Annotated in this window: 8 protein-coding genes; all 8 read left to right on the top strand. The window is 60.4% G+C overall.

Annotated elements, in window-relative coordinates:
- Positions 1-37: 37 nt before the first annotated feature.
- The 8 genes from CKW39_RS15005 (at position 38) to CKW39_RS14970 (ending at position 12,027) form a co-directional block, all read left to right on the top strand.
- Positions 38-1,282: an MFS transporter gene (locus tag CKW39_RS15005; RefSeq protein WP_254049466.1), complete on the top strand. Its 1,245-nt coding sequence runs from the start codon at positions 38-40 to the stop codon at positions 1,280-1,282.
- Between the two features lie 57 nt (positions 1,283-1,339).
- Positions 1,340-2,569, top strand: a complete 1,230-nt coding sequence (locus CKW39_RS15000) for a M20 family metallo-hydrolase (RefSeq protein WP_095798930.1) — start codon at positions 1,340-1,342, stop codon at positions 2,567-2,569.
- A gap of 100 nt (positions 2,570-2,669) precedes the next feature.
- Positions 2,670-3,971 carry an ArgE/DapE family deacylase gene (locus tag CKW39_RS14995; RefSeq protein WP_095798929.1) on the top strand — a complete coding sequence of 434 codons (1,302 nt, stop codon included), beginning with the start codon at positions 2,670-2,672 and terminating at the stop codon, positions 3,969-3,971.
- A gap of 119 nt (positions 3,972-4,090) precedes the next feature.
- Positions 4,091-5,221 carry a CaiB/BaiF CoA-transferase family protein gene (locus CKW39_RS14990; protein ID WP_254049467.1) on the top strand — a complete coding sequence of 377 codons (1,131 nt, stop codon included), beginning with the start codon at positions 4,091-4,093 and terminating at the stop codon, positions 5,219-5,221.
- Positions 5,222-5,369: 148 nt separating this feature from the next.
- Entirely contained in the window at positions 5,370-6,548 is a 1,179-nt protein-coding gene (locus tag CKW39_RS14985; RefSeq protein ID WP_095798927.1) for an acyl-CoA dehydrogenase family protein, read from the top strand.
- A gap of 112 nt (positions 6,549-6,660) precedes the next feature.
- A complete protein-coding gene (locus CKW39_RS14980; RefSeq protein WP_173674349.1) occupies positions 6,661-7,536 on the top strand; it encodes a 3-hydroxyacyl-CoA dehydrogenase family protein in 876 nt (291 codons plus the stop codon).
- 427 nt (positions 7,537-7,963) lie between these two features.
- Positions 7,964-10,159, top strand: coding sequence for an ATP-dependent endonuclease (locus CKW39_RS14975; protein ID WP_095798926.1), 2,196 nt, complete (start codon positions 7,964-7,966; stop codon positions 10,157-10,159).
- Positions 10,156-12,027 carry a UvrD-helicase domain-containing protein gene (locus CKW39_RS14970; protein WP_095798925.1) on the top strand — a complete coding sequence of 624 codons (1,872 nt, stop codon included), beginning with the start codon at positions 10,156-10,158 and terminating at the stop codon, positions 12,025-12,027. Before CKW39_RS14975 ends, CKW39_RS14970 begins: the two co-directional genes overlap by 4 nt.
- Positions 12,028-12,376 lie beyond the last annotated feature (349 nt).

The following is a 12,376-nucleotide window of genomic DNA, read 5'->3' as shown; positions in this document are numbered from 1 at the left end:
GTCGTAACCGGCAAATGCAGCAAATGGGCGGGTACCCGTGACTGATTCCGCCCGCGGTTCCGGTTCAGCGGTGTGGCTGTGGCTCTTGGTGGCCTGCGCGGTGCTCACACAGTCCACGGTGAACCTGTTACGCCCGGTCACCTCCTACAAGCTGCTCGCGCTGCACGCGGATTCCGTGACCATTGGCCTCACCACGGCCGCCTACGCCCTGGTTCCCCTTTTCACCGCCGTGTGGCTCGGTCGGTACTCGGATCGGGCCCCGCAATTGAAACTCCTGACGCTGGCCGGGGTGGGGTTGCTGGTGGCCGGTGGGGCACTGTTGGCAGCCTCTCCCACGGTATGGGCCATCGTGGCCGCCAGCGTGGTGCTGGGCATGGGGCACTTATGTTTCACCATTGGCGGACAGGCCGCTATCGCCCGCTATGCCGCAGACCGTGATTTGGACAAGGGCTTCGGCTGGTTCACCGCCGCCTTCTCCGCCGGGCAAATGATTGGCCCCTTATTGGGCGGCTGGTTGGTGGGTCGGAGCGCCGGGGTTGATTCTGCCGAACGATTGGCTGACGTCAATCAGGCCCTGTGGATAGGCACCGCACTGTCGCTTTTCGCCGTGCCGCTCTTGATCTTCCGGTTCACACCACCCAGATCGACGACGTCGCGGCCCGGCCAGCCGTGCACCGGCCAGGTGGGCCAGGTCTCGGCGGAAAAGCCCACGGTGTTCGGAGTGCTCAAGGTTCCCCGCGTGGGCTCCCACATGCTCGCTGCACTGTCCCTGCTGGCCATGCTGGACATCCTCACGGCGTTCCTCCCGGTCATTGGTGAAGAAGCGGGCGTGGCGCCCGCGGTGGTCGGTGTACTGCTGGGTGTCAGAGGCTTGGCGTCCATTGCCTCCCGAGTGCTATTGCCGTGGTTGTCAGGGCGTTTTTCTCGGAGCGCACTGCTGCTGACGTGCTTGTTCGGTGCTGGAATCACCTTGATCATCCCGCCCTTGTTGTTTCAGCATTTCTGGATCACGGCCGTGTTCTTGGCCATTGGTGGTTTCCTTCTGGGTTTGGGGCAACCGTTGACGATGACCATGATCACCACGTCCGTGCCGTCCAATTGGCGCGGCTCCGCCCTGGCCGTCCGGCTCATGGGCAACAGACTGGGACAGGTGGTGCTCCCGCTCCTCGCCGGTGTGGTTGCTGCTCCGTTGGGCCCCGCCGCGGCCGTGTGGATGTGCTGCGGTGTCCTGCTGGTCAGCGGCACCGAGAAACTCTGGGGCGACAACCGTTCCGCTCGCTGAGCGCGTGCCGCCCCATGCGTACGATGACCGCAACTGGTTCCTATCCCTGGAGAGGTCATGTCCGCACTGCATCAAGCATTCCTGCACGATTTTCAGCTCATGTCCCGCAACGGCGGGTTGGACTCCGGTGGGGTTGAGCGTCAGGCCGCCACCGCAGCGGACGGTCTCAACCGGCAGTGGTTCGCCGGCTGGTTGGCCGCGCGCGGTGCCACGGTGCACTACGACGAGATCGGTAACCAGTTCGGCACGTTCGAACTCCACCCCGGTGCGCCCTACGTGCTGGTCGGATCGCATCTCGATTCCCAGCCCAGGGCCGGCCGGTTCGACGGCGCATACGGCGTGCTCGCGGGGGCGACAGTGTGTGCGGAACTGTACCGAGCGGCGTCGGCGGGGGAGCTGGAGCTCAAGTACAACCTGTGCGTCGTGAACTGGTTCAACGAGGAGGGTTGCCGGTTCAAGCCGTCCATGATGGGCAGTCTGGTGTACACGGGCAAGCTCGATCTCGAGACGGCTCTGGACATCGAGGACGTGGACGGCATGACCGTGCGCGACGCCCTCGACGCACTCGGTCAGCGCGGAACCGAGAGCATTCCCGAGGCCGCGGCATACGTGGAGATCCACATCGAGCAGGGCAAGTCGATGGAGGAGAACGGCCAGACCATTGGCCTGGTGGAGGCCACGTGGGGTGCGCGCAAGTACGAATTCCGGGTGACCGGCGAGCAGTCCCACACCGGTGCCACGCTGATTGAGGATCGCAAGGACGCGCTGTTGGGTGCCTCGCTGCTCATTGCTGCGGCGCGCCGGATCGCGCTGGAGCACGACGTGATCACCTCATGCGGTGAGCTGCTGATCCTGCCCAATTCTCCCGTCGCGGTCGCTCGGGAGGCTCGCTTGTTGATCGACCTGCGCAGCCCGGATGCCGCCCGGCTCGACGCCGCAGACGCGGCCTTCGCGCAGGAGGTCACCAAAGCGGCGTCGGAGGCGAATGTGGAGATCGAAACTCTGAGCCGTAACGCCTGGGACGTGAAGAACTACGCGCCGGAGGGTGTGGAGCTCACCGAGCAGGTTGTGCAGGAACTGGGGCTGCCATACACGCGGATCATGACGCTGGCAGGCCATGATTCCACCAACGTCAAGGACGTGATGCCCGCGGTCATGCTGTTCGTGCCGTCCCACAAGGGCATCACGCACAACGAGTACGAATTCACCTCTGACCAGGACATGCTCTCTGGGCTGGACATGCTGAGCGGCGTGATGACGCGGGTGGCGAAGGGCGAGCTGGCCTGAGTGCTGGGCGCGAGCTTGCCGTGGGTTGGTAAAGCGGTTTATGCCTGTCCGCGCTGAGTCATAGAGTGTGTGGTGAAACACAACTCAATGAGGAGGCGCAGTGTCCCAACCCACGCAAGCTCAGGAAACCGCAATTCGTGAGGCGGTCGCGGAAGCGTTCGATCAGCAGGTCGAGTTCCTGCAGCGGTTGGTGTCCGAGCCCTCACGGCGCACCGAGGAGCGCGCGGCTCAGGACATGATGGCGGCGGCCTTCCAGGACGCTGGCTTGAGCGTCGACCAGTGGACGCTGGACGCCGCCGAACTCGCGACCCACCCCGCCGCCGGCGCGGTCACCGTGGACTACTCGAACACTCCTGTGGTCGTGGGCACGCACGAACCTTCCGCCCCCGCCGACGGCGCTCGCAGCCTGATCCTCAACGGTCACGTTGACGTTGTGCCCGAGGGCCGCGAGGAGACGTGGACCACCAGCCCGTGGGACGGCCGGATCGAGGACGGCTGGATGTACGGCCGCGGTGCCGGCGATATGAAGGCTGGGTTGGTGGCCAACCTATTCGCGTTCAAGGCGCTGCAGGCTGCCGGACTGGAACCCACCGGCCGTGTGCACCTGCAGTCCGTGCCGGAAGAAGAATGCACTGGCAACGGGACCGTAGCTGCCATGCAGCGTGGCTACACCGCAGATGCTGTGCTGATTTCCGAACCCATTGCCGAGACTTTGGTGCGCGCCAATCTGGGTGTGATCTGGTTCGACGTCGACGTCACCGGAACCGCCGCCCACGCGCACGAGATGGCCAAGGGATTCAATGCGCTGGATGCCGCGTACTCCCTGATCGGTGAACTGCGGGGGCTCGAGGACAGGTGGAACCAGATCACGGTGGGGGATCCGAACTTCGGGGATCTGGAGCACCCCATCAATCTCAACGTCGGCGTGCTGCAGGCGGGCGAGTGGCCGTCTTCGGTGCCCGACCGCTGCACGTTCACGGTGCGGGTGTCGGTTCCGCCGTCGCTGGGCTCTGCCGCGGCGTGGCAGGAGCTCGAGGAGTGCGTTGAACGCGCCTGCCGCGAGAACCCCGTGGTGTCCCAGGGCAAGGTGTCGGTGAGTAAGTCCGGCTTCTTCTCCGATCAGTACATCCTGGAGCCGGGCACGGAGGCAGAAGGGCTGCTGTCGGAGCTTCATGCGTCCGTGACCGGTGCGCCGCTGGAGTCCTACCCGTCGCCGGCGTACGTGGACTCCCGGGTCTACGGCACGTTCCAGGGGATCCCCTCCATGGTGTACGGACCCCTCGCGGAAACCCTGCACGGCAAGGACGAACGCGTGAACCTGGAATCCGTGAAGCGCTGCACCGAGATCTACGCGCTCTACATCGCCCGCTGGTGCGGCGTGCGTGAGGCAGGTCAGAAGTGACCGCGCAGCCAGATCCATCGCGTACTGATCTCGGACAGGCTTCTCCGGAGCAGTCCGGCACGACAGCCGACGCCCAGGGCGAGAACCCGACCGGCACAACCCTCCCGCTCGACGGCGTTCTGGTCGCAGACTTCTCGCGAGTACTCGCGGGCCCGCTGGCCACCATGACGCTGGCGGATCTGGGCGCGCGAGTCATCAAGGTGGAACGCCCCGGTGCCGGCGACGACACCCGCAGCTGGGGGCCGCCGTGGTCCGACACCGGAGCCACATACTTCGAGTCCGCCAACCGCAACAAGGAGTCCGTAGCCCTGGACCTCACGGATCCGGAGGATCTGGCGCTCGCCAAGAAGCTGGCTCTCAAGGCCGATGTGTTGGTCGAGAACTTCAAACCCGGTGGGCTGGCCAAGCTGGGGTTGGGTTACGAGGACCTGCGGGATGAGAATCCGGGACTGATCTACGCCTCCATTTCCGGTTTCGGCTCCGCCGGCGGACGGAATCTGGCTGGTTATGACTTCCTGGTGCAGGCCGTGGGCGGGCTCATGAGTATCACCGGCCCAGCGGATGGCTCGCCGTATAAAGCCGGCGTGGCGTTGGTGGACGTGCTGTGTGCCAAGGACACGACCATCGGAGTGCTGTCCGCGTTGGAAGCTCGCCGGCGGAACAACGGTCGCGGATCCCACCTGGAGATCAACTTGCTCTCCAGCTTGCAGGGTGCGCTGGTCAACCAGGGGCAGGCCTACCTGGGGGCGGGCAAAGTCCCGTCACGCATGGGCAACGATCACCCCTCGATCGTCCCCTACCAGTTGCTGCAGTGCTCGGACGGCCCTCTTGCGGTGACCATTGGCAATGATGGTCAATTCGCCCGCATGGCCGGAGCTCTTGGCGTGCCAGACCTCGCTAAGGACGAGCGATTCGCCACCAATTCCGCCCGAGTGGCCCACCGCGAAATCCTGGTTCCTCTGCTCGAAGAAGCCCTCTCGGGTGATACCGCCCAGCACTGGGAGGACGTACTCACGGACGCGGGGCTGCCAGCCGGCAAGGTGGGCGGCATTGATGATGGTGTGGCACTGGCCGAAGACCTCGGGCTTGAACCCACCGTTGATGTCCAGGACGCCTCCGGGCAGACCGTGGGCCGGCAATTCCGGCACCCCGTGACCTGGAACCCGCCGCTTGAATCACCCACCACGGCCCCGCCGCAGCTCGGGGAACACACCGAGTCGGTGATCGAATGGCTCAAGGGAACTTCTTAGGCGAGTGAAATAAAAAGGGGGCTGGCGCGGCGAGGTTTCGCGAGCGGCGTCGTCCCCGTAACGTGAGTCACAAATACACAATGGGTGCGGTGGCAGTCTGTCCCGGGCCCTGGCACTACTAGCACGAGCAATGATGCAAAGGAGCACCATGACCACCCCAGAGCTGTCCGCGGATCCCTCGGATCTGATCAGTTTCGATTCCCTGCTCACCCCCGAGGAACTCGAGCTGCGCGGAAACGTGCGCGAGTTCGTGAATGCGCAGATCAAGCCGAATATCGCCAAGTGGTTCGAGGCTGCCGAGTTCCCTCTGGAGATCGTGCCGGAGATGGCCAAGCTGGGTCTGCTGGGCATGCACCTCAAGGGTTACGGCTGCGCGGGTCGTTCGGCTGTGGAGTACGGTCTGGCCGGTGCTGAGCTGGAGGCCGGAGATTCGGGCCTGCGCACGTTCGTGTCCGTGCAGGGCTCGCTGGCCATGAGCGCCATTTACAAGTGGGGTTCCGAGGAGCAGAAGCAGGAGTGGCTGCCGCAGATGGCCGCCGGTGAAGCAATTGGTTGCTTCGGCCTGACCGAGCCGACCGCGGGTTCGGACCCGTCCTCGATGACCACCAACGCCAAGCGCGACGGTGACGACTGGGTGCTCAACGGCACCAAGCGGTGGATCGGCCTGGCCAACGTGGCCAAGGTGGCCGTGATCTGGGCGCAGACCGATGACGGGATCCGTGGCTTCGTGGTGCCCACCGACACCGCCGGTTACAAGGCCACACCCATCGAGCCCAAGTTGTCGATGCGTGCGTCCATCCAGTGTGAGATCGAACTGATGGACGTTCGGCTGCCCGCCAGTGCGATGCTCCCCGAGGCCAAGGGCCTGCGCGGTCCCTTCTCGTGCCTCAATGAAGCCCGCTACGGCATCATCTGGGGCGCCATGGGCGCGGCTCGCGATTCGTTCGAGGCTGCCCTGGACTACTCCAAGCAGCGCATGCAGTTCGACAAGCCCCTGGCCGGCTACCAGATGACCCAGCAGAAGCTCGTGGACATGGCGCTGGAGATCAACAAGGGCTTCCTGCTCGCACTGCAGATCGGCCGCATGAAGGACGCCGGCACACTGCAGAATCACCAGATCTCGGTGGGCAAGCTCAACAACTGCCGCGAGGCCATCGCGATCGCCCGCGAGGCTCGCACCATCTTGGGCGGCAACGGCATCACGCTGGACTACTCGCCGCTGCGTCACGCCAACAACTTGGAGTCCGTGCGCACCTACGAGGGCACCGACGAGGTCCACACCCTCATCCTCGGCCAGTACCTCACCGGTGAAGCGGCCTTCCGCTGATCGACACGTTCTACCTGGCGCTCGCGGCGGTTTTCGTCGCGGGCGCCCCCGTTTCAGGACCGGGCTCAAGCCCGAGTCCGAATCCGCGTCCGAGTTCGAGGGAGACTTCCGCATGAGCATCACCATCGACAGCATCAAGAAGATCACCGTGATCGGCGCCGGTGCCATGGGCCGCCAGATCGCGATGACCGCAGCCCTCGCCGGGTACCAGACCACAGTGCAGGACATCAGCCAGGACATGCTCGACGCCGCCTCCGCCGAGATGCGCGGCTGGGCCGAGTCCCGCGTGGCCAAGGGCAAGCTCGAGCAAGCCACCGCCGACGCCGCTCTGGCCAACCTGGCATGGGAAACGGACCTCGAGCGCGCGGCCGCCAACGCGGATTTCGTGATCGAAGCCGCTACCGAGCGCCTGGACATCAAGCGCGGCATCTTCGAGTCCCTGGGTTCCCTGGTACCGCAGCACGCGATCCTCGCAACCAACTCCTCGACCCTGGGTTCGTCCAAGGTGGCCGAGGCCAGCGGGCGAGCGGAGCAGGTGTGCAACATGCACTTCTTCAACCCCGCCCTGGTCATGAAGTGCGTGGAAGTGGTTCGTCACGAGTCCACCAGCGACAACACCGTGGACGTCACCATGGAACTGGCTCGCCGCATGGGCAAGGAACCGGTGCTCATCAATCGTGAGATTCCCGGGTTCATTGCCAACCGGGTGATGGGCGCCATCAACAAGGAGTCCCTGTTCCTCTACGAGAACGGCTACGCCTCCAAGGAAGACATTGACGCCGCAATCCGCAACGGACTGGGTCATCCCATGGGCCCGTTCGAGCTGATGGATATGGTGGGCCTGGACGTCATCGACTTCATTGCTCAGGCCACCTACGAGGAAACCGGGGCCGAGGAGGACAAGCCCAACGAGTCCATCTCCCAGCTCGTGGCCGAGGGCAAATTCGGTCGCAAGTCCGGCGCGGGGTTCTACGAGTACGCGAAGTAGGGCGCTGTTGCAGAGCGGGAAGACCCGAATTCAGTGGCTGAGGCTCGCGAGATGACAACCACACCTTGCTTGCGTCGACTTCCAGGGGGTCTTAGGTGGGGGGGGCGTCAAACCGCCCACGTTGAAGCAACCTCTCAGTACAGCATGCTTGACCCGTTTTCAGAAATGAGGCTCAAGCTGCACGAGCCGGTTCGCAACGCTACAGCGGTGGACCTTAGTCCCAACGAACCGACAACAGGCAATCCATCCGCGCGGGTGATTCTGACGATGGGCATCTATCCGCGGAATATGGGGTCGAATCTTTTACGGGTCTTTGGGGCCTCAGTACACGGAGATCAGCTTGGCTGCTATAGGGGTGTAGGTACAGGTGACCGATGCGGAGGAATGTCCGGGGTAACATCGGAGACACATAGAATCGAGGTTCAGTTTGTATTTGAAGACATTTAGAGTTGAAAACTTTCGCCGTCTGAAAAGCGTCCGAGTGGATTTGGAAGAAACAGAGTCCATTTTTGTCGGAGCAAACAACAGCGGGAAGACTTCAGCGACCCAGATATTTCGCTTGTTCTTAAATCCCGGCAAGCACAAATTTCGAGTCTTCGACTTTAGTGCGGATTGCTGGACTACACTGAACGCCATTGATCCTACCTCCACGGATGGTGCCGACGACCTGCCGCGCATAGTGCTCGATCTATGGTTCGAAGTTGATGACCAAAATCTCCATCGAGTATTGGGAATTCTGCCTAGCTTAGATTGGGATGGTAGGCCAGTAGGCGTTCGCATGTCTTACCAGCCGCGAGACCCAGCCCGGTTGCTCGCGAACTATGTTGAGGCGCGAGCGCGTATAGATGACGGCGGGGACAAAAGCGCCAAGTCAATGTGGCCGACAGATCTAACCGATTACCTTCAGCGAACTCTGACGCAGGAGTACGAAGTCACGTACGCGGTTCTCGATGCCGAGAAATGCGACCTGAATGGCGTGCCTGCCGGAGACTATCGGCCATTCCGCATCGAGTTAGCGAAAGAGGGCGAAGAACTCATCGGCTCGCTAATCCGCGTGGACTTTCTTGATGCACAACGTCATCTTTCTGATTCCAGCGGATCTGGTCGCCATGAGGATCTGTCGACCCGACTTAGCCGCTTCTACGAGCGGAACCTCGAGAAGCACGAGATTGACCTGACCACGGTGAACGCTATCGCTGATTCTGAGCAGTCACTCAATACGCACTTTGCCGAAGTCTTCAAACCTACTCTTGAGAGCCTCAAGAGGCTGGGCTACCCGGGTATTGCCAATCCTGACATGATCGTGAAAGCGACCCTCAATGCGCAAAGTATTTTGAGTTCAAATGCTCGAGTTCATTATGCGCTTCCAACCGCTGACGGATCTCCGGCGGAATCATCAGCCATGACACTGCCTGACCAGTACAACGGACTTGGCTTCAAGAACCTCATATACATGGTTGTGGAGATTCTTGATTTTCATCAACGGTGGATTGATAGTGAAGGCCAACGGCCGCCAGTGCACCTGATCATGATTGAAGAGCCCGAAGCACACTTGCACGCTCAGCTGCAGCAGGTGTTCGTGAATCAAATCTTTGATCTCGTCAAAAGCGACCATCCGGCATTTCAATCGCAACTCGTTATCACGACGCACTCGTCGCACGTTCTTTACGAAAGCAACTTCAAGCCTATCCGATACTTCTCTCGCAAGTCGAAGGGCGCGTCCGCGCTCTGTACTGAAGTGAAGAATCTGTCGACGTTCTATGACAACGAAGAGAAGCAAACTCGAGAGTTCCTGCAGCGTTATCTGAAACTGACGCACTGTGATCTCTTCTTCTCAGACGGCGTCGTGCTGGTTGAAGGAAACGTTGAAAGGCTGCTCCTTCCGCTCATTATCGAGAAGGATGTGAAAGACCTACGGAGATGCCATCTCACCATCCTCGAAGTTGGTGGAGCGTTTGCCCATAAGTTTGAAAAGCTCGTCGCGTTCCTTGAGATACCGACTTTGGTTATAACCGACATCGACAGCATCGCTCCTAAATCGGCGAGCGATACCGAGGCGGAGGACAATGAAGACGTTGAAGATGCCGATTTGGATCCAGCGGCGCAAAAACCTGGAAGATCGTGCCTCACGACGTTCGAGGGCGCTGTAACGAGCAACGAGACGCTGCGGCAGTGGTTGCCAAAGGTCGGCCCAGTGACGAATCTTCTTGATCTTCCTGATTCGGCGAAGGTGCAAGATGATGGTTGTGTGCGCGTGGCCTATCAAACTCGTCGACCAACATCATGGGGAGACGCCGAGGGGCAGCTTGCGGGCCGAACACTAGAGGAAGCATTTGCGTTACAGAACCTTGAATGGTCGCAGCACGCCGACCAGAAGGATCTCGGTCTCAAGATCCGCAATACGGGGGATCTCGACCTCAGCGCGATTCACCAGAAGATATTCAAGAAGGTCAACTCGAAGGCTTTTGACAAGACGAAGTTTGCGCTTGAACTCATTGCCAGGAGCGATCAAGCCTGGACGTCGCCGGCTTACATAGTTGATGGACTACTTTGGCTCCATCGACGCCTTGATCCGAAAGTGGAGTTGCTAACACTGCCGACTATAACGGAGTCTGACGAATGACCTCTCGTGTGGACAAGCCGGACACTGACGCTGACGAAGCTATCCGAGCGGCTCTAGATCAGGAAGTGCGACCAGCATTTGTCGTCGTGGCAGGCGCGGGCTCAGGAAAAACGACGTCGCTCGTGAAGGCCCTTGCCCATGTAGTGGCCGAGCAAGGACCAGAGCTCAGAGCGCGAACCCAACAGGTGGCTTGCATCACATACACAGAAGTAGCCGCGCGCGAAATTCACATCGATGTCGGCAACGATCCGTTAGTGCTGGTCTCCACAATCCATAGCTTTCTCTGGACTTTGATAAAGCCATTTCAAGCCGACATCAAGCAATGGGTCGCTACGCATATCGAGAGGAAGACAAGTGATCTAGAAGAGAAGATTGTGAGTTACGGAACGCGAGTGCAGGCTAAGACGAAGGAAAAGGACGCCGCCGAGCTATCGAAGTACCGGTCGCAGTGCGCCAGCATCGGCAAGGTTCCACGATTCACTTATGGTACTGGCAGCGACTACGGCAACGGGATACTTGGGCACGAAGATGTGTTAACCCTTGCGCCTGAACTCCTTATGACTCGACCGCTTCTAGCCAAGATTGCATCCAGGAAGTTCCCGTTCATCTTTGTTGACGAGAGCCAGGACACCTTTCCCAACGTCGTGGAGTGTCTGAAGCAGATTTACTCATCCTCAGACGGAATGGTTAGTCTTGGCTTTTTCGGTGATCCAATGCAGCAGATCTACCAGCGTGGAGCGGGTGCGATCCAACTGGAAGAAGGTTGGATTCAGGTACCAAAACCAGAAAACTTTCGGAGTTCGGATCGAGTACTGGAAGTTGTGAATGCTGTCCGCGCAGACGGCGATTCGCTTGTACAGACGCCAGGGCGATCGCCATCAGAACGTAACGATGGAGAAGTGTTCTTCTTCGTACTGCCTTCAGACGCCGACCGAACAATCAATCTCGATCGTGCACGCGAGTGGCTCGACGCTAATGGTGCCAGTGGGTGTTGGACTCAGAGCAGCCCGGACGATGAGACGAAGATCCTGACAATCGTTCATCGGATGGCTGCACGTCGGCTGGGCTTCGAGGGCCTGTATGCAGCATTCAACGATAATCAATCGCGGCTCGGCGACGACTTTATTGAGGGGACGGCATGGCCGCTCCGTGCTTTCGACCAGGTGGTACTGCCCGTCATCGACGCAGAAACTGGAGATGAAGGTAAAGCCATTGAGGCGATCCGCAAACATGGGGTGTTGCTGGCGGAAGACCTACCCCCTTCGTCGGTGAAAGCAGCACTCGCAAAGGGACTAGCTGCTGCTTGCCAACTACGACGAATTGCTAGAGAAGACGCTCCCGGCTCAATTGGAGCTGTACTGACCTTGGCAGTCTCAGAAGGATTGCTCGAGCCGGACCCTCGCCTCGCTGTATTTCTGAATCCAGACGGTGACCATAACGATGTGGTGATATCTGATTCGACTTCTTCGGTGCTCAACGACCTGATGAACTGCAGGATCAGCGAGATCCGAAACTACCGCAACTATGTCGAGCGAAGCTCTCCATATTCGACTCAGCACGGCACGAAAGGTTCGGAGTTCGACAAGGTCCTCGTTGTCATAGACGACGAGGAAGGACGGTATAGCCTTTACTCCTACGAGAAGTACTTCGGCCTTCGAGAACTCTCAAACACAGATCGCAAGAATCAAGCCGAAGGATTGGCTACCGTTGTCGATCGCACACGGCGATTGTTCTATGTTTGCGTTTCACGCGCCGAGAAATCTCTAGCAGTCGTGCTGTTCACCGCGGATGTGGAAAGAGCAAGACAGAAACTGCAGGACTCGGGCCTCACCGGATCAGCCAGAATTCTAACCCTGGCTGATCTGTAGCAGCCGCACAATAGCACCCGAGGACAGCAGCGGCTCGGTAGCGGTTTGCCGCAACGGTAGGCTCGTGGTCCGCCTTCAGCCATCAACTTGCCCATGTCTATTGAGAATTCCCTGCAGGTCACCACTGCGCGGAGTCACCAGGCAGCTAGAATGAGAGAACCAAACTAGGGGTGTACTTTCCATTGGGCGATGAGTTCGGGTCCTTCCTACGTGGCGATTACTGGCTCTTCAGAGTTGAGTGTGGGCGCGCCGGTGGTGCGGGGTAGCTGGGGATAGACGTCGAGGTCCTCGATGATGAGCGGACTCTTACCTCTGCTCGCACCAAGGACCTCGACAATGCTTAACCATA

Source organism: Kocuria sp. WRN011, from assembly GCF_002295155.1.
Lineage (GTDB): Bacteria > Actinomycetota > Actinomycetes > Actinomycetales > Micrococcaceae > Kocuria > Kocuria carniphila.
This window is presented reverse-complemented; position numbering and strand designations above follow the sequence as displayed.